The organism is Nocardia nova NBRC 15556 (assembly GCF_001613005.1).
Lineage (GTDB): Bacteria > Actinomycetota > Actinomycetes > Mycobacteriales > Mycobacteriaceae > Nocardia > Nocardia nova.
This window is the reverse complement of record NZ_BDBN01000007.1, coordinates 63,447-87,613: the sequence shown is the minus strand read 5'-3', so window position 1 is coordinate 87,613 and position 24,167 is coordinate 63,447. Positions and strand designations below refer to the sequence as shown.

The window sequence follows — 24,167 nt, the reverse complement described above, 5'->3', positions numbered from 1 at the left end:
CGTCCGCCCACTGTCCCGAGAGGAAGAGCAATGCACCGCGACGACTACCTTCGCGCGTACCTGCGAAGAATCGGCGCCGACGGCCCCCTGCGGCCCGACGTCGACACGCTGAGATATCTGCACGAGCGACACCTGATCGCAATTCCCTTCGAGAACATCGACTTTCATCTGAAAACGCCTATCGATCTCGGTGCCGACGTATTCCCCAAGATCGTCGACCGCGGTCGCGGTGGTGCCTGCGCCGAGCTGAACAGCGCTTTCGAAGTACTGCTGCGTCACATCGGGTTCGACGATATTCACGTGATGGCAGGCCGTGCCTTCGACCGGGATACGGTCCTGCCATCCCTCGCGCATTTCGTACTGGTCGTGCGCACGCCCGAGCCCTATCTGGTGGACCTGGGATTTCTGCGTGGCAGTCGTTTCCCGCTTCGTTTCGACGTTCGCACACCACAGACAGATCCCGAGGGTGAGTTCCAGATCTGCGACAATCCGGACGGCACGATCGATCTGCTTCGCAACGGCTACCCGCAGTACCGGCTGGAGAAGCGCCGCCTGCGTTTCTCCGCGTTCCCAGCGGGATGGTGGGCCACCAGTGCTCCGGATGTGCCTGCTTCGCAGAAACTGATGTGCTCGATCCTCACCGAATCGGGTCGCATCACCATGCTCGACCAGCACACGCTGATCGAATCCGATGCCTCCGGTGTCCGTCGCACGGAGCTCACCGAGGCCTGGCAGGTGCTGGCGCTCTACAAGGACGCGTTCGGCCTGCCGTTCGACGAACTTCCGCTGCCCACTGCCGCACTGTCATGACCCGGGAGTACTTCGAGGAATCCGATCTGACCGCCCTGTTCTGTCCGCGCAACGTGGCGGTGATCGGGGCGTCCAGCAACCATGGCCGTGCCCTGCGTCGGGGAAACGCCGGATCGCAGATACTGCACAATCTCCTTCGCGCGGAACGTGTTTCGCCGGTTTTCCCCATTCATCCGAGTGCCCCCGAACTCGGCGGCGTCCCGGCCTACGGGAGCATGGGCGCCGTCCCCGCCGACGTCGATCTGGCCGTGATCGCCGTAGGCGCCGACAGTGTGGTGCCCGCCCTCGCCGAGGCCGCCGCCGGCGGTGCCCGAGCCGCATTGATCGTTTCGTCCGGATTCGCCGAAGCAGGGCCGCAAGGCCGAGAGTGGCAGAATCAACTCCTCACGGTGGCAGCAGATTTCGGCATCAGAGTGCTCGGCCCCAATTGCATCGGGTTCGTCAACCCATTCGATCGCGTGCACGCCACTTTCGCCTTCGACACCCGGCTACTTCCGGCGGAACCGGGCCCGGTAGCCATCGTCTCGCAGAGCGGTGGCCTGCTGTCGCACATCGCCGCGCAGGCGGCGGGCGCCGGTGTCCGATTCGGCTGGTTGGCCAGCACCGGGAACGAGGCCGATGTGGACGTTTCGGATACGATCCTGTACCTGGCGGGCCGCGCGGAAGTGCGCACGATTCTCGTCTTCTGCGAGTCCATCCGGGCTCCGGAGAGGTTTCTCGAGGCGGCTCGCGTGGCCGCCGAACTCGATAAACCGATCGTTCTTCTGCACGGCGGCCGGACGGCCGGAGCCACCCGGGCGGTGCTGAGTCACACAGCGTCGATCAGCGGATCCGCCCGGGTGCTGGAGGCCGTGTGCACCCAGTTCGGGGTGCGGTGCGTCAGCTCTGTGACGGAGCTCCTCGATATCGGTCGGATGTTTCAGACCGGCAAGCGGAGTAACGGCCGGAGGGTCGGCGTTCTCACCCCCTCCGGGGGGACAGGAGTCCTGCTCGCGGATGCGATCGAGAGCGCGGGGCTGACCCTGCCTGAACTCTCACCCGGGGTGCAGGCCCGGATCCGGAATCGAATGCCCCTCCCGTTCTACGGGGCAACATCGAATCCGATTGATACAACGGCGAATATGGCCGCCGATCCGTCCTGCTACGTGGACGCGTTCCGCACGTTGATGGATTCCGACGACGTCGACATGGCCGTGACGGTCGCCTGGCCCGGTGCCGACCTGGACTGGCTGATCGACACAGCGGGCCGGAGCCCCAAACCTGTGGCCGTACTGTCGACCCTGATACCCGGCGAGCTCGGGCAGGCCGATGTGCCGGCCTACACCGACGCGGCGCAGATCGGTCTCGCCCTGGCTGCTCTCGCCGACCGTAACCGGGTGCGGCCGGATTCGGCGGAAAAGGTTGCTGCCGAACCGATCACCCGCGACAGCTTCGAGATCACGCCCGCAGACCGGCAGGCGGGCACCCTCGGCGAAGACAGGACCAAGCAGCTCGTCCGCCGTTATGGAATCGCGACGACTCACGATCTGCTCGCGCGCACCCGATCCGAGGCCCTGGCCGCCGCACAACAGCTCGGATATCCAGTGGTGCTCAAGCTGGTCGCGGATGGCATCGCCCACAAATCCGATATCGACGGTGTCCGATTGGCGCTGCCCGACGCAGCGGCCGTATCGGCGGCCTTCGACGAGATACACGACTCGCTACGACAGCACGCGCCGAACACGGAATTTGGTGGTGTGCTGGTGCAGGAAATGCTCACCGGGGGAAGCCACGAACTCATTGCCGGGTTCCACCGAGATCCGACGTTCGGCGCGGTGGTCTCCATCGGACTCGGCGGGGTCTCGGCAGAGGTCATCGCCACGACCGAACTGCTGCGCGTTCCGTTCTCCCGCGACGCTGCGGATCATGCGATCCGATCGTTGGCGGGCGGCCGATTGGTCGGTGGCAGTCGGGGATTGACCGATACGCACCGCGAACTGCTGGCCGGCATCCTGCTGGCGCTCGGGGCCATCGGCACGCACTACCCGGAGATCGGTGCGCTCGACCTCAATCCGCTGATCGTGCATCCGAAAGATATCTGCGCGGCGGACGGTTTCGCGGTGCTCGAACCGCGAAGCTGAGCCCCCGCTCCGACACACACCGCAATTCTTTTCGACTCGACTATGGATGGAAATGGATAGCGAAACAAAAATGCAGCTCATCGCTCGCCGAGCGGTGTGCGCCCCAGCCGAGCACGATCAACTTCGAGACAGGATCGACAGCTACGGCTTCGCGGTTCTGACGCCGGGCGGCGACGACCTCGATCTGGAGACCGTCATGGCCCCCTTGGGGGAACCGGTCGAGTACAACTACGGCACCAAACTCGCCATCGAACCTCAGGAGAATTCGAAGAATCTGCAGTTCAGTACGGCTGGTATGCCGCTGCACACCGATGCGCTGCTCAACGCCGGCCCGCCCGTTCGCTACATCGGAATGAAATGTGCCATCGCTCCCGCGGTCGGCGGCGAAACCCTGATCGCCAGCTCCGCGATGTTCCTCGAGCACGCGCCGCGCGATCTCCTCGAGGAGATGCGCGACATCGTTTTCGAGTACCGGAACCGTGTCGCCGACTATTACCGGGACCGGCCGGAGGGCGATCATCCGCGCGAGGCGCCGCTTCGCATAGACCCCGAAACCGGTGAGACGACGATCGTCGTCGGTCTGTCCGATCCCGAGGATCCCATGCGCACACACGATGTCGTGGTTCCGGGCTATTCGCAGGCGCAGAACGCTGACCTGCTTTGCAGGCTGGACGCGGCGCTGCGCCTTCCTGAGGTCCTCTACGCACATCGGTGGACCGTCGGCGAGGTGATGGTGCTCGACAATCGGCGCGTCGTCCACGGGCGCGCGCCCTTCCCGGGGCAGGCGCGCAAGCTGATTCGCCTGTCGGTCGGATGATGCCGGGATCGGCGGGAGCGGAGAAGACGGGAGCGGAGAAGATATGACACTCACGGGTTACCACCCTTCGATACTGATCGGGATCGGATCCGGGCACGAAGGAATCACGGTCGATGTCGACGGCGTTCCGGAATCACCGACGGCCGGCCGGGTTGTCGTGGAGGCATTCGGCCACGAATCGGGACTGGCACGCGTCGACCCCGGCGGATGCAACTCGATCGAATGGACCAGGGAGCAGCTGGTCGTGCGGACCAGCAGGCAGAACTCGACCGCCGTCTACTACTGGGAAGAGCCGGGCGGACAACGCTTCCTGGTCGGCACCGACCCTCTGGCGATCATCGCGCGTGTGATCTCCGAGGCAGGCCGACGATCCGATCGCCGAGCACAGGTCGGGGATGTTCGGCGTGAGATTCGCCAGATCGGAGGCGGCCTGGATGTGGTCTTCGGCCGCCGGCCCGGCGAGACCGTGTTCGGTCTCTCGTCGCGGACCCGCCACACGTGGCAACCCGCCGCTCGGCTCCGCGAGAGCCCCGTTGAGGCGGGACGACGGCAGATCCGGGTGCTGCGCGCCGCGGTGGCCGCCGTCGGTGAACCGGCAACCGTCGTCGTGTCCGGCGGGGTCGACTCGGGTCTGGTTGCCGCACTGGCGAAACAGGAAGGAGTGCTCGGCGGGCTCGCGACCTTGGGCACCCGATTCGGGAACGAGTACAACGAAGCGGGCGAACTGGCGGAGTTCCTCGGCGTTGCGCTCGAGCGGATCGAACTGTCGGAGGACGAGCTGTTCGCGGCGCTGCCGGAGACGATTCGAATGCTTGGCCGGCCGTCCCGCGAAACCGCCGCCGGCGCTGTCGGTTTGGTCAGTGTCTACCGGCAGGGACGTATCGCCCCGGGAGTCGTGCTGACCGGTTACGGAGCCGATCTGATCAATTCGGGTCTGCGCGTGGACTCTCACGAAGTGGACGACATCGCTGCCGCAGTCGCGGGCCGACTGGCGGATGCGGCGTGCGCGGGGGAGTTCTCCGGCATCGCGGCCGCCGCACACGGCTATTCGCAGACTCATATGTTCTGGACAACCGATGTGGTGCAGGCGGCCCTGGATACCGCGCCGGAGTCGATGCGGTACGGGAACCGGGAAAAGGGGCACGTGCGCGCCGCCGCGGAAGATCTTCTGCCACAGGGGATCGCCTGGCGTCCCAAGCGGGCGCTGCATCACGGCAGCGGTGTGGAGCGCAATCTCGACGATGTCATCGCCCGACGCATCGGTGTCGATTCCGTTGACGTGGAGCACTTCTACGCCCAATTGGAGGTCGAAATGGTGAATGCCCTCATCGATTCACCAGGAGGGCACGTCGACTATGACAAGTGTCTGGATGCGGCGGTCGAAGACTATCGTAACTCGTTCAATCCTGTTGTGCTGCAAGCAAATAGGACCCATTGACATCTGGTCCGGATTTGACAGACTGGATGCCGAGCGGGTTGTTGCCATGCGAAATCGATTCCACTGCGGTCTCGGTGCGGGCCCGACTTTCAAATCTCCGAATATCCGAATTCCTCGGATGCGGCCATTTTTCTTGTGATGAAGGGAATACGACCATGTCGAAAGTGATGATCGACGACGTCGACGGTGTGCGAATCGTCACGCTGGACCATGAGAAGCCGACAAATCCGGTCGGTCGTGAGTTCGCGGAGACCATCAAGGCGGCCCTGCGGGAAGCCGACGCGGACGACACCGTGTCGGCCATCGTCGTCACCGGTGGCCGGAACCGCTGTTTCAGCGCCGGAGGTGACTTCAACGAGGTCCGAGAGGTGGCTACCGATGACGCGGTCGACGACTTGATCGACTGGTGCACGAATCTGTATTTGGCGACCCTCGACGTGGCGAAGCCGACGGTCGCCGCCATCGACCACCACGCCGTCGGCCTCGGATTCCAGCTGGCCATGATGTTCGACTGGCGGATCATGTCGACGCGCGCCGACATGTTCATGCCGGAGCTCGAACACGGAATCGGGGCGTCGGTCGGCGCCACGATCTTCGCAACGACGGTGGGCTACGACGTGTCGCGGCACATCGTCATGTCGTGCCGGCCGATCGCGGCGGACACGGCCCTGAGTCTGCGGATGGTGGACGAGATCTGCGAACCGGACTTCCTGGTCGATCGTGCGGTGGAGCGGGCAGTCCGGCTCGGCCGATACCCGCGCGAGGGCTTCTCGGCGACGAAGCAGGTCCTCACCGACCGCCTGCGTTCCGCACTCGAAGACACCCGTGAGGCCTCGAAGGCAGTGCACCGGCATGCGTTCCGGGCCAAGGCAATGCACAAACACTTCAACAATGTGCTCGGCCTGGCTGCCGACGAGACGATCAGCGCCACTTCATAGGAGCGGGCATCATCGCGATGGTCGAAGTCACCGAAAGCGAAGTCACCGAGCACGACTGTCTGTACTCCGCAGTGCGGGAGCTCGCCGCAAAGTCGCCGGCGGCCGTGGCGGTGGTCGGCTACGACGGTGCGCGGTCGTCGTACGCACAGCTGGTAACTGCCGCGGACACCGTCGCCGAACAACTTCGAATCGACGCGGCGGGTGCTCGCGTGCTCGGTCTCGCCGTGGACGATCCCTTCACCCTCGTGTCGGTCTATTTCGCGGCCGCGAAACTGAAGAAGATTGTCGTCTTGCTCGACTCCAGGCTCAGCGAGAGTGAAAAAGCGCACAGGGTAACGAAATTCGACATCGACGCGCTGGTGTCGGATCGGGCGAGCCGTCCGGGTTCGATCGTAGTCGAGCCCGGGAACCGGACGGAGGCCACGGGCCGGGTGTCGGATTACGCCGCGGACGACTTCGTGATCCATTGCACCTCGGGATCGACCGGTGAGCCGAAGGGCATCGTCCTGAGCCAGCGGGCCATCGCAGCCCGGGTTCGATCGTGGTCCGCGGAGATGGCGCTGGGACAGACAGATGTCGTGTTGTGTGCCCTGCCTTTGTGGCACTGCCACGGAATCGACATCCTCACTTTGCCGGCATTGTTGAGCGGGGCCACGGTGGTCTTCGCGCGCGGCGCACACCTCACCGGACGCGGCCTGGCGCGGATGATCGAGGAGCACTCGGTGACGTTCATCAGCGGGTTGCCGGTGATGTATCACATGCTCGCGGCTACTCGAGGAGTCGAACCCGCCCAACTCGCGACGCTGAGGATCGCAATCACCGGAAGTGCGCCGATCAGTGCGGAGACACAGGACCTTGTACGTTCCCGGTTCGGGCTGTCTTTGCGTCAGGTGTACGGACTGTCGGAGATCGGCGCGATCACCTACGACTCCGCGTGCGCCGGGGGCGGAACCGTTGGTACACCGATGAAGGGGATCGAGTGGCGCCTGGAGCCGTCGGCGGTCCGTGCCGGCGAGGTGGAACTGTGCGAGTTGTACGTGCGCGCACCGTCACTGGCGCGTGGCTACTACCGCGACGAGCCGGCCACGGCGGCCATGTTCGTGAACGGCTGGCTGCGGACCCGCGATCTGGTCGAGGCCCGGCCCGGCGGCTGGTTCGTGCGGGGGCGATTGTCGAGCTTCATCAACGTCTCCGGTAACAAGGTCGCGCCGGTCGATGTGGAATCTGTATTGCGCCGTTGCCCCGGTGTCGTCGATTGTGCCGTCGCGGGAATCCCGGACGGTGACGATGAGCAGGTCGCCGCGCTTGTGGTGACCGAGTCTCGGTGGGATATCGCCGACATCCGGCGGAATACGTCGTCGGCGTTGCTGCCGTATCAGGCACCGCAGCTTTACCGAGTCGTGGAATCGATTCCACGAACTCCGATCGGCAAAATCGACTACGACGCCGTGAAGAGACTGCTCACCGACGGAACCGCGGCCGCGGGACGGGGTGCGCGGTGACCACGGTGCAGACGGCATGGGATGCGATGGGCGGTTCGCGCCAAGGTGGTGACGTGGCCCTGGAATGGTGCGGGCTCCACCTGACCTACGCGCAGCTCGACGAGGCCGTGGCGGCACTGGCGGAAAGTCTGTCGGCGGTGTGCGAAACCGGTTCGCCCGCGTTCGTGGTCGGGCCTGCGAGTCCGGGCTACGTGGTTGCGCTCTTGGCCGTGTGGCGAGCTGGTGCGGTACCCGTCCCGGTCGATGCGGGATTGTCGGCGGGGCAATCCCATTGGATGGCCTCGCGAATCCGTCCCGACGTGGTGATCAGCAACGACGCTACCCCGGTGGAGCACCTGCGTGGAATCGACTCGGGCGTAGCGGAATTCGTACTCGATGCGGCCCTCGGTACGGTGGTGGTGGCCTCGGCCGGTGACGGGTCCACGAGGCAGCGCCGGAAATTCGATGATCCCGACACCGGCTATGTGATCCCGACCTCGGGATCGACCGGTGAGCCGAAGGCGATCGTGGGCAGCCGTGCGGGGCTGTCGAGTTTCCTGGACTGGTTCCAGCGGGAGTTTGCACTCGTGGCCAGCGACCGATGTGCCGCCCTCACCCGCGTGAATTTCGATCCGTCCCTGCGCGAAATCCTGAGCATCCTCCGCAGCGCCGGGACCGTGATTCTGCCGCCGGTCGACGTCCAGCTGGACATGCCGGCCCTGGCGCGGCACGTGAGTGCAACTCGTCCTACCGTCCTGTTCCTGGTGCCCTCGATCGCCGCGCGGCTGGCTGCCGAGCCCGCACTCGCGGCCGGGACACTCGATCGGGTCCGGCTGATCTTCTTCGCCGGAGAAGTACTCGGCCGGCAGGTGGCCGGTCGTTGGTCGGACATCGCGCCCCATGCCGAAATCGTGAACCTGTACGGGCAGACGGAGGCGACGCTGGCGCAGCTGTACCGGCGCAATGTGCAAACATTCATCCGCGCAGGCGATTCCGCCATTCCTGTGGGCATTCCGCGCCCTGGTGTCGAGGTATCGATGTCCGGTGAGGGGGAAATACTGTTGTGGTCGCAATCGCCCGCGCTGGGAGTGCTGGCCGCCCCGGTAGCCGCTCGTCCGGGCGTGCACACCGTTGTCGCGGTCGACAACCCGTTGCGGACAGGAGATTCCGGCTTCCGCATCGGCACAGGTGACTGGGTGATCACAGGGCGGACCCGGGACGACATCAAATTCGGCGGCAAGCGAGTCTCCTATCGTGGGTTCGCCGATGCGCTCGAGGCGATGCCCGCTGTACGTCGATGTGTGGTGGTGGACAGGGGCGGCCCGCAAGCGTTCATCGAACTGGCCTCGCCGGAGCACGAACGCCATCGGGTCACTGGCAACGCGCATTCGCTGATCGCCACGCTGCGGCTTCCGCGGCCGGTACTTCACTTCCGCACCGTGCTTCCGTTGCTGCGCAGCGGCAAAGTCGACCGGCGGGCACTGCTGGAGTCACTGAGCAATGAGGTCGACGAATCACAGTGCGGGGAAGCGACTTCCGCGGGGGTACCGCAGACCGTGCTCGAACTGCTTCATCTCGACTCCGTGACGGCCGGATTCGCGGACGCGGGCATCTCCTCGCTGGAAATGCTCGACGCCGTCACCGCCCTCAACCGGGTCTACGGTACAGCGCTGTCGGTTCAACAGTGTTTCGGTTTTCGCGACGCTGCCACGCTCATCGGCGCGGTCGAAGTTTTGGCGGCCAACACCGGCGATGACACCGGCGCGGAAAGTGCTGAGGCGTACACGGATTTACGTGCCGCCTTTCCGCTGTCGACGCGCCAGCGGGCGTTCATGTGGGTGTGTATGCGCGAAGGTAACGCCAACTGGTGCAACCTTTCCCGCGAAATCAAGCTGGAGCGGAGCATCACACGACGGGAACTCGACCGGGCTGTCGGGCGGCTGCTCGCGCGACACGATGCGCTCGGACTCGCCTTGACCGAGGATTGGCAGGAGCAGACCTTCACTGACGCAGGCGATCTTCTGCCCATCACGGTGGTCGCCGACATCGCGGACACTGCGGGTACGAACGCGTTCGCCGCTGGCGTTCAGGCTCTGCGAACGGAACTCGTATCGGCTCTGATCGACCCCACAGCTCCGCCGCCGTTGCGCATCGGCCTCGTGAGCGCTGCCAGGGACTGTTCGATCGTGCTGGTCGCCCATCACCTTTTCGTGGACGGCCTCGGCATGGATGTGCTCGCCACGGAGTTGCATGCCCTGCTGTCGGATCGCGCCGGCGACCTGGCTCGGCACCCTGGCAGTTACCGCGAGTACTGTCTCGCGACCGTGCGGCCCGACGACCCGCCGCGAGCGGCGGAATATTGGCGGACGCTGCTGCGCGGCGTGCGAGAGGTCCGGCTCCCCGAAAGCGCGAACGCCGACGCGAACCAAGGGCTATTGCACTCGCTGCCTCTGGGCGCTGTCTGCTCGCGTGTGGTGCACGATCTCGCACACACGCTGGGAATCTCCTCGTTCGCCGTGGTGATGGCTGCCTTTGAGATCGCCGTTGCCCGGACTTTCGATCTGGATCGGCTGACGATGGTCGTTCCCAGCCAAATTCGGGGGACGGCGGGCTCCGCCGCGGTTGGGATGTTCATGACCCAACTGGTCGTCCGGGGGGCTGGCACCGGTTCCCTACCCGGCAACGCCGTCGCCTTCGCCGAGCAGATCGCCTCGGGCACGGCCAACAGTGAATGGGAATTCGACCAACGAGTCACCGAACTGGGCCTGGGCGAGTCCGATGGCTACCCCCTGTCAACCGTTCTGTTCAACCAGCGCCCCGCCGGTCGCGGCCTGCGGCCTCGCGACCTCGGCGCCTGGACTCCGAGAGCTCTGGGAAGGTCGCTGCGCTACCAACTCCAGGGAGAGCTGCAGACCTCCGGACCGGAGATGGTCCTCAGCTACTACTACCGCCTGGGTCTCGCCGGACAGGGGGCCGACTTGGTGGATCGAATCCATTCCCTCCTATTGCGAACCGTTCGGAGCGGCTGGGCCGACGTGACATCGGCCGCCACGCAAGCACCGGCGGCGTCGCACTTCCATAACCTTTCAAGGAGTTGATGCCGGTGACCACCGTGTCCGGCGCGAGCAGAGGCTCGGTCGCATTCCCTCGCGGCGTATTCACCCCCGAGCTGTCACCGAATATCCGGCTCGGTCCGATGCAACGGGCCTATCTCGTGGGCGACCAGGAAGGATTGGAGCTCCGCAGTCCGGCGCGGTACTACCTGGCCTGCGACATCGAGCCCGCCCGCGTCGAACACATCCAGGCGGGGCTCGACGCCATGGTCGCCGCAGACCCGGCGTTACGGACCCGGATCGGAACCGACCTCACCCCCACGCCCGCCGAGCCGGATGCGCGAATCGGCGTGGAGATCCGGAACACGCCGGCGGACGGCTTCGACTCCGTCGATGCGGCGATCGCGGACGAATTTCGTTCCGATGGCTTCGATTTCGATTCTTGGCCCCAGATCCGTGTTGCCGTGGTGAACGGGCCGGGCCGCGCGCGACTGCACGTCGTATATGCCATGTGGCTGATGGATGGTGCGTCGTTGAGCCGCTTTCTCGAAGGCCTGGTTTCCCCGGACTCCGCTGGCACGGACCCGCGGTCGGCCGCATACGGCGCGGAGGAACCGACGCGGCGCGATGTGCGGTACTGGCATCGCCGGGTGTCGGATCTGCCCCCGGCTGCCGAGGTGCCGCTTCGCCCGGGCTGGCGGCAATCTACGCGCCGAATGAGCCACCGTCTGGTTCGGATACGGCCGGACGAGGCGAACGCTGTCGCCGTGCGGGCGCGACACCACGGGCTCACGGTGCCGATGGTCTACCTGTCGGTGTACTGCGGACTTCTCTCAGCGGTGGGAGGCGGTGCCGCACATACGATCACCGTTCTGCAGTCGCAACGGCATCGGTTCGACGCGGACGATGCGCTGGGAAATTTCGGTGCCACGATGCCCCTTCCCGTCCCGTCGCGGGCTGGGCGATCATTTGTCGCGTTCGCCAAGGAGATCCAGAGCGGCTTTCTCGAGCAGTCTTTGCACAGTTCGCTCAGTGGCCCTGAGATCGCCCGGCTTGCCGATTCCGGGACCGCGCAGCGGCGTCTGGCCTATCCGTTTGCGTTCACCGCGGTCGAGGTCGACAGCGCCGCTGAGGCCGGACGTGGTCTTCGCCGGGACTGGGACAGCGTTCAATTGCGGGTTCCGCAGGTTCTGCTGGATCACCAGGTCATCCTGGACTCCGATGGCACCATCCGGCTGGGATTCGATTGGCGCACTGACGCATTCGATACCGGATTCGTCGAGTCGTTCGTCGATCGGTACGAACGGCTGGTCGAGGACCTGTCCGCGGGTTCTGCGTCCTGGGACGCTGTCCGCGAGCAGGTATCGGCAGGCACCTGCGAGGCAGCACATCCGATCGGGGCAGCCTCGTCGCTGGCCGATCGCGTGTTGGACACCGTAGCGCGGACACCCGATGCCCCCGCACTTCGAGACGAGGCGGGTGTCCTCAGCTATCGAATGCTGGCGCTGGCGGCATCGGAGGTTGCGTCGCAGTTGATCAACTGTGGCGCGAGCGTTGGCGACCGGGTCGCGATTCATGTGCCGCGCGGTCGGGGACAGGTGATCGCGATTTTGGGTGCTCTGCTGGCGGGGTGTGTCTATGTTCCACTCGATGTCGCGGTGCCGGACGGACGGTTGAGCCGGATCACCACACAGGCCGAGATTGGGTTCGCCGTCACTGCCGGTGACCACGCAGTCGACGGCCGGTGGCGTGATCGAGGGGTCACTCCGATACAGGTCGCGCCGCAGGGCTGCAGCACACCGATCGTCCGCCGTGACTGCGGCCCGGTCGCCTACGTGATCTTCACATCGGGATCGACCGGTGAACCCAAGGGCGTGGTTATCCGGCATGACGCGGTGCTCAACACCGTGGACGCGGTCAACGACATGCTGGGAATGTCGCCGAACGACGCCGTGCTGGGGGTGTCGTCCATCGGATTCGATCTCTCGGTCTACGACATATTCGGCCCACTTCTGACCGGCGCCACCCTGGTTCTGTTGTCGGAGAAGACCGCGAAGGATCCCGCGGCCTGGGTCGACATCATCGTGGAACATGGAGTGACAGTATGGAATTCCGCCCCGGCCCTGGCCACCCTGCTGGCCGAAGAGGGCGGTAGCCATGCCTGCCTCCGCGCGTTCCTGCTCAGTGGCGACTGGATTCCGCTGACGCTGCCGAACGCGCTCACCGAGCTTGCGCCCGAGGCCGAGGTGATCAGCCTGGGCGGCGCGACCGAAGGATCGATCTGGTCGATCGGTCATCGAGTCGTTCCAGACGACTGCCGGGGCAGGTCGATCCCGTACGGAAAGGCGTTGCCGCGCCAGCACGTTCTCGTTCTGGACGAGCACGGTGACGAATGCGAACCGTGGCACATCGGTGAGATCCACATCGCCGGCGCCGGAGTTGCCGACGGTTATGTGAACGACGACGAGAAGACATCGCGAGCCTTCGTCGATCATCCCCGCTATGGCTGGATGTATCGCACTGGCGATCGTGGCCGGCGCGACGGCGACGGCGTGGTCGAGTTCCTGGGGCGTACCGACAGTCAGGTGAAAATCGGCGGACACCGGGTGGAACTCGGGGAGATCGAATCGCTGGTCGCGGCGAAGGATTACGTGCACGATGTCGCCACGGCCGTCTCAGGTGACGGGCAGGGCGTGCTCGCTTTCGTGACCTTGTCCGCCACCGCACCCGCGCAATGGGCCGAACAACTGGTGTCGGAACTGCGTAATGATTTGCCTTCCTATATGGTTCCGCGCAGCGTGGTGGCATTGGATCGGATCCCGCTGACCGGCAACGGAAAAGTCGATCGCGCGCGTCTGGTCGCGCTGGCGCCGGCGGCAAAGGCCATCGCTGACGCCGAGCCGGGCCCGGCGGATGTCCACACGCAAGAGGTAGCGGGTTGCTGGACCCGCGTCCTGGGGAAACCCGCAGGTGGCGAGAACTTCTTCGACGCGGGCGGCAACTCTTTCGAAGCGATCCGGTTGCTGTCGCTGCTGCGCAGCGCTCTGGGCTATGAGGTGGCTTTCGGGAAGTTTCTTACCGATCCCACAGTGCATGGCCTGGGGCGGATGTGCCGCGAGGCGCAGAACGGTAGCGGTGCGCGCGAGGTCTGGGTGCTCACGCCTCGTGTGGTCGCCGATCCACGCGGCCGGGTGATCTTCTTCCCCCCTGTCGGCGGCGGAGTGTCCTGCTACTCCGACCTGGTGCGGAGGCTGCCACGAGACATCGATATCCACATCATCGGCATGGACCGGCCGCTCGGCTCCTCGGGCGCACTCACGCTGGCCGATCTGGCTACCGCGTGCACACGCGCCTTACCGGTAGATCTCGGGCGGCAGGAAATCCCTTGTGTCCTGGTCGGCTGGTCGTTCGGCGGCGCGCTGGCATTCGAGGCAGCGGCGCAACTGCCGCCAGGGACGGTGAGTCGCGTCGTGCTGATCGACACCCCTGCCACCGATACCGCCCGGAGCGCCTCCGACGACGATTCGACGCTGCTCGCGGGGTTCACCGAGGACATCCGCCAAGCGGGTGGAATCGACATCGCGGAGGAGACGGTGGCCGACGAGCCCGTGCTGGCCGACAGGTTCGCGGTATATCGCCAGAACATGCGGCTGCTGCGCCGGTGGGAGCCGCGTCGCACGACCGCTGCCGTCGTCGAGTGCCGGGCGAGTGTGCGACCGGCGGAGCCGGCCCGCGGCGCCTGGCGCGCGTGGGCGGACGCGGTGACGAGTGTAGATCTCACCGGTGACCATTTCGACGTATTCACCGACGACAACTCGCGACATATCCAGAGGCACATCGAAAGCGGACTTCAATGAACAAGACAGATGTAGTGGCGGTCATCATCGAGGAACTCGGTGCCCGGGGATGTCACCTCTCGGGAGCTGATCTCGAATCCGATCTCATCGGCGCAGGAATGAATTCCGTGAATTTGGTTCGCGTACTGTCCTCGCTCGAGAATCGCTTCGATATCGAATTCGATTCCTCAGGATTCTTTACCCGGCCGGTGACCATTGCCCGGCTCGAGGCAGAAATCACCAGCCGTGTCGGATGAACATTTTCGCCGCGCCGCGATCATGAGGGGAATGATGGAACTCACCAGAGAACAGCTGAAACAGTACGAGGACAACGGATTCCTGGTGTTGTCCGATGTGTTCGACGCCGCTGAGGTGGCGGAATTGAACGGCGGATACTCCGAGGATCTACGCATCGACGGACCTCACGTGGTAGCCGAGGAAGGGGCCGTGACAGGCGGCGCCGTATACGCGGCTCACCTGCGCCACCGCACGTTCGCCACACTGGTGCGCTCGGCAACGCTACTGGGCCCGGTACACCAGTTGTTGAAGTGCGACGAGGTCTATGTCTACCAATTCAAAATCAACGTCAAGTCGGGCCTCGGCAACAACAAGGTGGATTGGCATCAGGACTATCCGGCCTGGAAGATCGCGGATCGGCTACCGGCGCCCACATTGGTGAATGCGGCTGTCCTGCTGGATGATTCGACCGAATACAATGGCCCGCTCTACTTCATCCCGGGCTCGCATCGAGCTGGACTGACACCGGGACTCCGCCGCGACGGCGAAGCACCCGGGCAGCATTTCGACCCGGCGGACATCGCACTCGGACCCCGCGAACTGACCGGGCTGATCGCCGAGCGCGGGATCCGCAGCGTTCAGGCGCCGGCGGGCTCGGTCGTCTTCTTCCATCCGGAGATCGTGCACTCCTCGCCGACGAACATGTCTCCCTTGGATCGGAGATTGCTGATCATCACCTACAACCACAGGCTCAACCTGCCGACGACGCAGCGCCCTGAATACATTGTCGGGCGCGATACCGGTGCCCTGGCGGCCGACACAATGGAGGTGGCACGGTGATGTCGAAAGCCGTTGTGCTCGAAGAGTTCGGGACGCTCCCGGTAGTCCGTGAGTTCCCGCGTCCGCAGGCCGGACCGACCGACATCGTCGTCGCGTGCGACTACGGGGGAATCTGTGGCACCGACGTCCACCTGCAGCGCGGACATCTGCCGATACCGACACCGCTGGTGCTCGGACACGAGGGACTCGGCCGGATTCACGAGCTGGGTTCACACGCCGGAACGGATTCCGACGGCGCGGCACTCACCGTCGGCGACATCGTGATGTGGGCGTCGTCGATCTCGTGTGGGCGATGCCGGGCCTGCCGGGACCTGCGCGAGCCGACACTGTGCGCGCAACGGCAGACCTGCGGTGTCAATCGCCCGGTCAGCGTGGCTCCCGGCTTGTTCGGATCCTGGGCCGACCACATCGTCTTGCGGGACGGGACCACGATCGTCAAGGTCCCGGATACCGTGGACCCGTTGGCCGCCATGGCGTTCGCGTGCGCGGGGCCCACCATGGTCCATGCCCTGTTCGATCGTCGTCCGGTCCGTGTGGGTGAGGTTGTCGTCGTGCAAGGCAGCGGCCCGGTGGGGCTTGCCGCGGCGGCAATCGCCCAGTGTTCGGGTGCCGAGACGGTAGTGCTCGCCGGTGGGCCCGCACGGCGCCTCGAACTCGCGGCCCGTGCGGGCATCGGCGACCACCATGTCGATGTCGTCGATGCCGGTGACCGCGCCGCGGCCGCCGACGAGGTCCGGAGGTTGTGCGGTGGGGGAGCGGATCTCGTGATCGAGTGCACCGGTGTGCCCACGGCCGTCCGCGAAGGGATCGACTATGCCAGGCGCGGAGGGGCGATGCTGATCGTCGGCCAGTACACCGATGCCGGTGATGCCGCGTTCAATCCGCATCAGATCGTGTATCGCCAGCTCGACATCTTCGGTTCGTGGGCCTTCTCTGGAGCGCACCTGGTCGAGTACCTCCGGCTGCTGCCGATGCTCACCGAGCGTTTCGATCTGACGTCTCTGGTCACGCTGTTCGGACTCGGTCAGATCGACGAGGCATTAACAGCCCAGACGACGGGATCGGTGATGAAGGCCGTGCTCGATTGCGGTGTCGCCGAACAGGATCCGATCAGGGAGCGCCGGTGACGACCGTCGTGGGCGGCAGCTCGTTGCTGGACAATGCCCAACATGTCGCTGCCCTCGCGGGTCGCCACGCGGTCACGGCGGAGGCGCGGAGAAGTCCTCATCCCGAGGTGCTCGGTTCTCTGGTGGCCAGCGGCTTCACGCGCCACTTCGTGCCCCGCCGGTTCGGTGGGGCCGAGGGCGGGTTCGCGGACCTGAAGGCCGCGGTGTCGATCATCGGAGCCGAATGTCCAGCTACGGCCTGGTGTTCGGTACTGGCCGGGCTGATGGCACGTACCGCTGGATACCTTCCACCCGAAGGACAACGCCAGGTGTGGAGTACCGGGCCGGATGCGTTCGTGGTGGGCGGGTTCGCGCCCCGGGGCACGGCCGAGCCCGTGACCGGAGGCTGGCTGCTGTCGGGAACATGGCCGTTGGTCACAACGGCCGAATATGCCGACTGGGCGTTGCTTGCCGCGCGCGTCGCCGGGGACGCCGTCACGCGGATCTTCGTCGTCTCGCGCACGGCGATGACTGTCGAATCCACCTGGGACGACATCGGCATGCGGGCAACCGGCAGCCACACGGTCCGCATCGATCAGGTCTTCGTACCGGTGTGGATGAGTTTCCCGTTCACCGATATCACCGAAGTCCGGCAACCTCCGGTCGGTTCCGACGGACGGGCTGTGCCGATGCTCGCCGTGAACGTCCTGGTGTTCTGCCTGCCCATGCTGGGCGCGGCGCGGGGTGCGCTGGCGCATTGGGAGCGCTTCGCGGCAGCGAAACTGCACACGTCGGATGGCTCGGCACGCGCACATCTGAGTGGTGTCTACGGCCGCAGTTCCAGTGAGATCGACGCGGCGGAGCTGATTCTGGATCGGATCATCGAGGTCGTCGACACCGCGCCGGTCGTGACGGATACCGAGGTTGTCCGGAACACCCGTGACTGTGCGTTCGCCGCAGAGTTACTCGTCGACGCCGTGGACCGTCTCATGCGAACATCGGGTTCGAACGGGCACAGCACATCTCAGCCGCTGCAGCGCCTGTGGCGCGACATCCACACGGCAGGCGCGCATGCCGCGCTCCAGTTCGGACCCGCCGCAGTGGCCTACACAACTCACCATCTGACATCGCCGGCGTGAGCCCGGCGTGCCGTTCGGCGGACAGGAAGGACAAGTGAACATGACAGTCGGGGGTGGACAGCTCGCGGCGCAAGCCCGCTGCACCAGGCGGGATCCCGATGCGTATCGAGAATGCTTGCGGCGGTTCGGGTTCGCGATCATGGAACCTGTTTCCGGTGACCAGCTCTCGCTCGAACAGATCATGGCTCCACTCGGAGAACCGGTGCCGTACCAGTTCGGGACGAGACTCACCATGCAGGAACGCGCCGGTACCGAGAACTCGCAGTTCCGCACCGGCGCGATCCCGATGCATGCCGACGCCATCTTGAACGCGACCGACGTGAGCTTCATCGGGATGGAATGCCTCGAGGCGCCTATCCGGGGCGGCGAGACCCTGATCGCGCGGAGCGAGGCGTTCTTCGATGTGGCGCCGGCCGCACTCGTCGACGAGCTGCGAAGTATCGAGATCGAGTACTGGTCGAACGTGTCCGGCTTCTACGTTGCCGATGGGGCCGGTAACCCCGTGGAGTGCCCGATCCGGGTCGATCCGGTGACCGGTGCTGACACGCTGTACGTCGGTGTTAGCTACCCCGAGGACCCAGACCGGAATTTCGGCGCGGCCGTGGTCGGATACACCGCGGCGGAGAGTACTGCCCTATTCGCCAGAATGGCAGATCTGCTGAACCGGCCGGAGGTGGTGTACCGCCACCGATGGCAGGTCGGTCAGGTCCTGGTGCTCGACAACAGGCGGGTGCTGCACGCGCGTGCAGCGTATTCAGAGCAGGAGCCCAGAAAACTGGAACGCATATCGGTGGCATGACTAACGCATTTCGGACAAATCGACGGCACCGCCGGGTGAAGTTCTGGTTAACATGTTTCACTCGTTGTGGCGTGACGGGCCCGCGCCGGCGGCTGCTGATGTCGGGCCATCCGCCAAACTTCCTGCAGTGCAACGTACTTTGTGTCTGTAACGGGAAGTCTCCGAAATCCGCATCGTGTCACTCGATGTGGACGGACTAGTAGAACATGTTCTAGACTTTGTTCGCGACCGACGCAGTCGAACGCATGACCGGGTGGTAGGGGTGGGAAGGAAATGGATCGCCGACGGAGCAGTCTTCTTCACAGTAGAAGGTGAAAGAAATCGATTGTTTCGCTCGGTGATATTTCGAGATTGCATTGACGCTAACTTATTTTCTGGTCATTGCCCGACGGTGTCGGTTGTTCCCTGGGCTTGCATGCTCATTGTCGAATGAAGGGGATTGGGGACAATTAGAGCTATGAGTGAAATCGGTCGCAGAATCGCGAGTCAAATCGATAGATTTAGTAATAGCGATGACATGCGAGAGGGCGAGGGGGTGACGCTCGCGCATGCCATCGAAGTTGACATCGCACAGCTCCGCCATGCGGATACCCCTCGACTTGGCGGTGAGGATTCGGAACACATCAAAATGCTGGCCGCGCTGGACGTGCCGCTCCCTCCGATCATCGTTCACCGTCAGACGATGCGTGTGATCGATGGGATGCATCGCCTACGTGCTGCGGAACTCCGCGGTGACCACCGGATCGAAGTCACGTTTTTCGACGGCTCCGTTTCGGATGCGTTCGCAATCGCGGTGCGAGCCAACGTGTCTCACGGCCTTCCGCTGTCGGTGGCCGATCGATCGGCGGCCGCGCGGCGGCTGCTCGAATCGCATCCGAACTGGTCGGATCGGGCGTTGGCGGTGTGTACCGGTTTGTCGGCGAAAGCCATTGCGGCACTGCGCCGATGTACGAACGACGCGCTGCCGCAGGAGCAGGGCCGAATCGGCCGAGATGGTAAGGTCCGTCCGATCGACAGCGGCGAGGGGCGTCGCGCCGCGAGTCGGCTTCTCGCGGAACGACCGGACGCTTCACTTCGTGAGATCGCATCCGCAGCAGGTGTTTCCCCTGCGACGGTTCGTGACGTCCGCGCTCGCATCGAACGCGGCGAAGATCCGATCCCCGCCAAGGTGAAACGCACCGCGCGCAAGTCCTCGGGCGCCGTCGGTCCAGGCGCCGAGCCGGCGGGAGACCTGCTCAGAACACTGCAGAAGGATCCGTCCCTGCGGCTCACCGAGTCGGGACGCGTTCTGCTGCGATTGCTGAGCTGGCCGTTGATGGAGGCTCAAGCCCGCGAGCAGCTGGTGACAAGTGTGCCACCGCACTGTGTCGATCTTGTCTCCAAGGTGGCGCGTGAATGTGCCTCGAGCTGGCACAAATTCGCAGACGAGCTGGCCGATCGCGATCAGTCGACAGTGGCGTAACTGACCGCCTCGCCAACTACGGTCGAGGCGACGAAAGGCAATATCGTGACGGTCGATGCGCCCTACAAACTGGGCGAAGACTTCTTTCAGAACCCCTACCCGACCTACGCCGAGCTGAATCGGCGTGGTCCGGTACAGCATGTTGAGTTTCCCAGCGGAATGCGCGTGTGGCTCATAACCGACTACGACCTGGCCAAGCAGGTCCTGTTGGATCCGACGATGAGCAAGGACCTTTACGGTCCGGCGGGAGAGACGGCGCAGCGAAACGGCAACGTGGTCCTGCGCTTGGACCCTCGTGTGAATGACCACATGCTCTACGCAGACCCGCCCAGGCACACACGGCTGCGCAACATTGTAATGAAGGCATTGTCCGGCAACGCCGTGCGAGACCTCGCGCCCCGCGTCGCCGAAATCGCGGACGCACTGCTCGCCGATATGGCGGGCCGGCCGGAAGTCGATCTCATCGAGGCCTACGCGCTACCGCTGGCAATCTCGGTGATCAGCCAACTGCTCGGCGTTCCGGTCGCTGACAGGACGATCTTCCAGACCTGGCTCACCGTCCAGCTGTCAACAGCTGGCGTGGACGAAAAGTACGCCGCGGCAGCGGAGTTTCAGCGTTATGTGGCTGATCTGGTGGAGAATCGCCGCAGCGGGGCACAAGCCACCGATCTGCTGGCCGAGCTGATCGCCGCGACCGACGACGGGGGGCACCTGAGTGAGTCCGAACTCGTCGCGATGGTCAACGCGCTGCTGCTCGGCAGTCAGGAAACGACGGCCGGGATGATCGGCAACGCCGTTCGTATCCTGCTCGGGGATCGTGGGCTGTTCGAGGATCTTCGTCGTGACGACTATCTGATCAGACCGTTCATCGACGAGGTATTGCGGTTCGAGGGATCGGTCCATATGGCGACCTACCGCTTCACGACAGCGCAAGTGATTCTGGGGTCCCAGCGTATCGACAGCGGCCAGATCGTGCTCGTGTCGTTGGCGGCAGCCGATCGCGATGCGGAACAGTTCGACCGGCCGCATCGGTTCGATGTGTCTCGAATGGACAACCGGCACATCGCCTTCGGGTACGGAGTCCACCGATGTGTCGGTGCGGCTCTGGCCAGAACCGAGGTGTCCATCGCTGTGGCCCGCCTGCTGGCTGTCTTCCCGGAACTGGACCTGGCGGTTCCGGCTGGCGACCTGTGCTGGCAATCCAGCGTAATCACCCGTGCGCTTGTCGAACTGCCGGTTCGGCCGGGCCGCTACATCGATGGGCGCTAGGCGCCGAACCCCTTGACTGACGGACGAGTGTCGGCTGAGTTCGGCCGACCCGCCCGCTCACTCTCATTGCAGAAGGAGACATCGTGCTGGATCGACACGGTTGGCCGCTGGAAATCGGCGACCGCGTAACCATCGGCGGCCCGTGTGTAAATGCGCATTGCTTGCATGGACGTCATGCACTGGTATTGGAGGTGCGTACGGATTACGTGGATGTGAGCGTGCTGTCGGTGGAATCGTCGTCGGGCGAGCCGCTCATCGCCTCAGTGCCCGGCGAAGTCTTGGAATATGGTCACGTCGGAATCGAACCGGTCGAGACGCCAGGCTTCGATGCCAGGAACTGGCCCGAGCAGTCGATGGTCGTGCGTGTCGCTGCCACGGCGGTCGAGCAAGGCCTTATCACACAGGAGCAAGCGGCCAAGATCATCGACTTCTGGTCCACATCCATGGCAGAGAATGCGCGTCGATAGTGATGCACTCTCGAATTCGGTCAGGCGTTGTGCCTCTGCGGCCCGATCAGCGAGGCACTGACTGGTCACGGTGATGCCGCCGGAGATGCCTTATGGGTCCTAGACGCTGTTCCCACTGTCAGGAGGGAAACCAGCAGAGTACCGGCACCGGTAGGTCCGATCACGTCTCCGCGATTGCGGCGTCGAAAGCCGTTGTGAACGAGCATATCTGGTGTGTTGCCTTTCGGGTCTCGTGGCCCACACGGGCCCGGACACCAGGGGAACAGTGGCGTTACCCAGCAGGCTCGCGAGTTGTACCCGAGGCCCCGGTGAGCGTGTACTAACGCGTTCGATGGAGTTGAGTGGTTCCCTCAGGCACGGGCGGCTTGGCTGGGTGGCAGCACCGCGCTCGGGATCGCCACGGCGACATCGGATCTGGACATCACCGTACTGCTTGCGGGCCCACCAGCGCCCTACCGGGAGTCGCTGATCTATCACCAGTGGCCGGTAGTGCTGTTCGTGCAAACCGAAACGTCGATGGAGCATTTCCTCGCCATAGAGCGAAAGGCGAGGCGGCCGGCAACCCTGCGGCTGATCGGTCAGAGCCACATCCTGCTCGACAACGACGGCAGCGGTGAACCTCTGCGGGCAAGATGCGCAGCACAACTGGCCGCTGGTCCGGAACCGCTCACCGCTGCGGAAATGCAAGCCGCTCGTTACGGAATCACCGATCTACTCGATGATCTCGCGGGTTCCCACGACGACAACGAACGCCTGCTGATCGCGGTCAACCTGTGGCGAGCCACCGCCGACCTGCTACTCACCGGGCACGGCCATTGGACAGGCAGTGGCAAATGGCTGCACCGCGAGCTGTGCTCCCTCGATCGAGAGACCAGCACGGACTACTCGCAGACGCTGGCGCACGGGGTGCGGTCAGTTGCGCTCGGTGCCATCGAACCGATGGCTGACATCGTCACGCAGGCACTCAACGCATTCGGCGGCCGCCTCTTCGACGGATTCAGGGCCGAGGGTCCCAGCTGATCACCCAGGCACGCCGACCACCAACGCGATCCAACCGCACGAGGACACCGCCACCTATCGCTGCGAGTCACAAATCCGATCGACATGTCGACCTGTCAGACACCGTCGATCGAGAGGGTGGCCTGCATCAGGTTCATCGCCGCGGCGCAGGGATCGGGCCGGGCGGTGTGGTCACGATTGTTGACCCACCACGTGACAGTGCCGGTGTCGGCGGCGGTGACCGCGCAGCTGCCGGGGTCACGGGGAGTGCGCCAGTACATACCGCCGAAGCGTTTGATCACCACCTTCTCGACCTGATACCCCTGCTGGTTGGCCACCTCGACGTCGCGGGCGAGGGTGTCGTCGCGCAGCCACGCGTAGGTGAGCTCGGCCGTGCCGGCGCCGGGGTAGGCGGCGCGCCACCCGCATATGGTGGAGCCGCCCTCGGGTTCCACGGCGGGCACGCGCAGTGTGGCGGCGATGACCGGATCCGACAGCGGGCCGCATCCGGCCAGCAGGTTGGGATCGACCGAGGGCCGCACGGCGGCATTCTGCTGTGTGTGGCTCGAGCATCCGGCCGTCACGCAGATCATCATGGCAATCAGTGCGGCGGCGAACGGCCCGATCCTTCGCATACGGCGCACCATGCCGCCATCTGTGGCGCCGCCGCAAGGTGCGGGTAAGGATCCATACAGATCCTTAGCGCCGTGATGGGTGTCGGGCACTCCGCGTCGGTTGTCTAGGTCCGGGGCTCAGGTCGGCCGGAGGCCGTCCATCAGGATGTCGAGTAGGCGATCGGCGGTGGGTTCATGGTCGGGTCGAGGAGCGACGGTGAAGATGCCGACGAGGAAGGCGGCGATGTCTTCGGCGGTGACGTCGCGGCGAAGATCACCCGCCGCGTGCCCGGCGTCGAGGATGATGGTGATGGCCTCCAGCAGCTCGGTTCGGGTCTGCGCGTGGGCGATCTCACCCGACTCGATCATCGCCAGCAATGTGTCGAGCATCCCGTTCTTGGTCGCGACCCAGTCCCCGAACAAGTCCATCCACTGCCGCATCGCCGCGGCCGGGGGCCGGTAACCGAGCAGTTCGCGGGCTCCGGTCGTCAGCCGCACGACCTGACCGCGGTAGACCGCGTCGACCAGCGACTCGCGGGTCGGGAAGTGCCGGTAGAGCGTGCCGATGCCGACGCCGGCCTCGCGCGCGATCGCACGGAGCGACGCGTCGGACTCACCCGAGGCGAACATGCGGGTCGCCACCGCGAGCAACTGGTCACGGTTACGGGTTGCGTCCGCGCGGGGCGTGCGCGTCTCCGATTCACTCAAAGCGGATCACGCTCCGTTTATGGTACGGTCGTTC

The 24,167-nt window shown here is 64.9% G+C and carries 19 protein-coding genes and 1 pseudogene; 18 read left to right on the top strand and 2 right to left on the bottom strand.

The window, feature by feature from the left end; all coding sequences use genetic code 11:
- The first annotated feature begins 30 nt into the window (after window positions 1-30).
- The 18 genes and pseudogenes from NN2_RS04430 to NN2_RS04350 all read left to right on the top strand — a co-directional run bounded on the left by NN2_RS04430 (window position 31) and on the right by NN2_RS04350 (window position 22,832).
- The gene (locus NN2_RS04430) at window positions 31-810 is read left to right on the top strand and encodes an arylamine N-acetyltransferase family protein (protein WP_063010621.1); all 780 of its coding nucleotides are present in this window, start codon (window positions 31-33) and stop codon (window positions 808-810) included.
- Window positions 807-2,930, top strand: coding sequence for an acetate--CoA ligase family protein (locus NN2_RS04425; protein WP_063010619.1), 2,124 nt, complete (start codon window positions 807-809; stop codon window positions 2,928-2,930). The genes NN2_RS04430 and NN2_RS04425 overlap by 4 nt, the downstream gene beginning before the upstream one ends.
- Before the next feature lie 52 nt (window positions 2,931-2,982).
- Window positions 2,983-3,747, top strand: a complete 765-nt coding sequence (locus NN2_RS04420; protein WP_169812373.1) for a TauD/TfdA family dioxygenase — start codon at window positions 2,983-2,985, stop codon at window positions 3,745-3,747.
- A 43-nt stretch (window positions 3,748-3,790) separates the two neighbouring features.
- Window positions 3,791-5,185 (top strand): asparagine synthase-related protein, encoded by a 1,395-nt coding sequence (locus NN2_RS04415; RefSeq protein ID WP_063010615.1) that lies wholly within the window; start codon window positions 3,791-3,793, stop codon window positions 5,183-5,185.
- 155 nt (window positions 5,186-5,340) lie between these two features.
- Entirely contained in the window at window positions 5,341-6,123 is a 783-nt protein-coding gene (locus tag NN2_RS04410; RefSeq protein WP_063910665.1) for an enoyl-CoA hydratase/isomerase family protein, read from the top strand.
- A gap of 17 nt (window positions 6,124-6,140) precedes the next feature.
- Window positions 6,141-7,625, top strand: coding sequence for a class I adenylate-forming enzyme family protein (locus tag NN2_RS04405; protein ID WP_063010611.1), 1,485 nt, complete (start codon window positions 6,141-6,143; stop codon window positions 7,623-7,625).
- Between the two features lie 26 nt (window positions 7,626-7,651).
- Window positions 7,652-8,629: pseudogene (locus NN2_RS39165) on the top strand (AMP-binding protein); the annotation flags it as partial.
- Between the two features lie 12 nt (window positions 8,630-8,641).
- Window positions 8,642-10,702, top strand: a complete 2,061-nt coding sequence (locus NN2_RS04400) for a condensation domain-containing protein (protein WP_396925606.1) — start codon at window positions 8,642-8,644, stop codon at window positions 10,700-10,702.
- 5 nt (window positions 10,703-10,707) lie between these two features.
- Window positions 10,708-14,514 carry a non-ribosomal peptide synthetase gene (locus NN2_RS04395; protein WP_169812372.1) on the top strand — a complete coding sequence of 1,269 codons (3,807 nt, stop codon included), beginning with the start codon at window positions 10,708-10,710 and terminating at the stop codon, window positions 14,512-14,514.
- Complete coding sequence (locus NN2_RS04390) at window positions 14,511-14,750, top strand: acyl carrier protein (protein ID WP_063010605.1); 240 nt, start codon at window positions 14,511-14,513, stop codon at window positions 14,748-14,750. Before NN2_RS04395 ends, NN2_RS04390 begins: the two co-directional genes overlap by 4 nt.
- Window positions 14,710-15,570, top strand: a complete 861-nt coding sequence (locus tag NN2_RS04385) for a phytanoyl-CoA dioxygenase family protein (RefSeq protein ID WP_156511205.1) — start codon at window positions 14,710-14,712, stop codon at window positions 15,568-15,570. Before NN2_RS04390 ends, NN2_RS04385 begins: the two co-directional genes overlap by 41 nt.
- Complete coding sequence (locus NN2_RS04380) at window positions 15,570-16,697, top strand: zinc-binding dehydrogenase (RefSeq protein WP_063010788.1); 1,128 nt, start codon at window positions 15,570-15,572, stop codon at window positions 16,695-16,697. The genes NN2_RS04385 and NN2_RS04380 overlap by 1 nt, the downstream gene beginning before the upstream one ends.
- Complete coding sequence (locus NN2_RS04375; protein WP_063010597.1) at window positions 16,694-17,815, top strand: acyl-CoA dehydrogenase family protein; 1,122 nt, start codon at window positions 16,694-16,696, stop codon at window positions 17,813-17,815. The genes NN2_RS04380 and NN2_RS04375 overlap by 4 nt, the downstream gene beginning before the upstream one ends.
- A gap of 40 nt (window positions 17,816-17,855) precedes the next feature.
- Window positions 17,856-18,614, top strand: coding sequence for a TauD/TfdA dioxygenase family protein (locus NN2_RS04370; protein ID WP_082856726.1), 759 nt, complete (start codon window positions 17,856-17,858; stop codon window positions 18,612-18,614).
- A 457-nt stretch (window positions 18,615-19,071) separates the two neighbouring features.
- Window positions 19,072-20,076 (top strand): ParB/RepB/Spo0J family partition protein, encoded by a 1,005-nt coding sequence (locus NN2_RS04365; protein WP_218021989.1) that lies wholly within the window; start codon window positions 19,072-19,074, stop codon window positions 20,074-20,076.
- A 45-nt stretch (window positions 20,077-20,121) separates the two neighbouring features.
- The gene (locus tag NN2_RS04360) at window positions 20,122-21,345 is read left to right on the top strand and encodes a cytochrome P450 family protein (protein WP_063010591.1); all 1,224 of its coding nucleotides are present in this window, start codon (window positions 20,122-20,124) and stop codon (window positions 21,343-21,345) included.
- A gap of 83 nt (window positions 21,346-21,428) precedes the next feature.
- Complete coding sequence (locus NN2_RS04355) at window positions 21,429-21,812, top strand: hypothetical protein (RefSeq protein ID WP_156511204.1); 384 nt, start codon at window positions 21,429-21,431, stop codon at window positions 21,810-21,812.
- Between the two features lie 498 nt (window positions 21,813-22,310).
- Window positions 22,311-22,832 (top strand): nucleotidyltransferase domain-containing protein, encoded by a 522-nt coding sequence (locus tag NN2_RS04350; RefSeq protein WP_156511203.1) that lies wholly within the window; start codon window positions 22,311-22,313, stop codon window positions 22,830-22,832.
- A 95-nt stretch (window positions 22,833-22,927) separates the two neighbouring features.
- On the opposite strand, the gene NN2_RS04345 is transcribed toward NN2_RS04350, so the two are convergent.
- Both NN2_RS04345 and NN2_RS04340 read right to left on the bottom strand, forming a co-directional pair.
- Window positions 22,928-23,446, bottom strand: coding sequence for a DUF3558 family protein (locus tag NN2_RS04345; RefSeq protein WP_169812371.1), 519 nt, complete (start codon window positions 23,444-23,446; stop codon window positions 22,928-22,930).
- Window positions 23,447-23,563: 117 nt separating this feature from the next.
- Window positions 23,564-24,133, bottom strand: coding sequence for a TetR/AcrR family transcriptional regulator (locus NN2_RS04340; protein WP_063010583.1), 570 nt, complete (start codon window positions 24,131-24,133; stop codon window positions 23,564-23,566).
- Window positions 24,134-24,167 lie beyond the last annotated feature (34 nt).

Coding starts and splice junctions, on each gene's coding strand:
- NN2_RS04430 (WP_063010621.1), top strand. CDS start 31: ATGCACCGCGACGACTACCTTCGCGCGTACCTGCGAAGAATCGGCGCC.
- NN2_RS04425 (WP_063010619.1), top strand. CDS start 807: ATGACCCGGGAGTACTTCGAGGAATCCGATCTGACCGCCCTGTTCTGT.
- NN2_RS04420 (WP_169812373.1), top strand. CDS start 2,983: ATGGATAGCGAAACAAAAATGCAGCTCATCGCTCGCCGAGCGGTGTGC.
- NN2_RS04415 (WP_063010615.1), top strand. CDS start 3,791: ATGACACTCACGGGTTACCACCCTTCGATACTGATCGGGATCGGATCC.
- NN2_RS04410 (WP_063910665.1), top strand. CDS start 5,341: ATGTCGAAAGTGATGATCGACGACGTCGACGGTGTGCGAATCGTCACG.
- NN2_RS04405 (WP_063010611.1), top strand. CDS start 6,141: ATGGTCGAAGTCACCGAAAGCGAAGTCACCGAGCACGACTGTCTGTAC.
- NN2_RS04400 (WP_396925606.1), top strand. CDS start 8,642: ATGTCCGGTGAGGGGGAAATACTGTTGTGGTCGCAATCGCCCGCGCTG.
- NN2_RS04390 (WP_063010605.1), top strand. CDS start 14,511: ATGAACAAGACAGATGTAGTGGCGGTCATCATCGAGGAACTCGGTGCC.
- NN2_RS04380 (WP_063010788.1), top strand. CDS start 15,570: ATGTCGAAAGCCGTTGTGCTCGAAGAGTTCGGGACGCTCCCGGTAGTC.
- NN2_RS04370 (WP_082856726.1), top strand. CDS start 17,856: ATGACAGTCGGGGGTGGACAGCTCGCGGCGCAAGCCCGCTGCACCAGG.
- NN2_RS04365 (WP_218021989.1), top strand. CDS start 19,072: ATGAGTGAAATCGGTCGCAGAATCGCGAGTCAAATCGATAGATTTAGT.
- NN2_RS04345 (WP_169812371.1), bottom strand. CDS start 23,446: ATGCGAAGGATCGGGCCGTTCGCCGCCGCACTGATTGCCATGATGATC.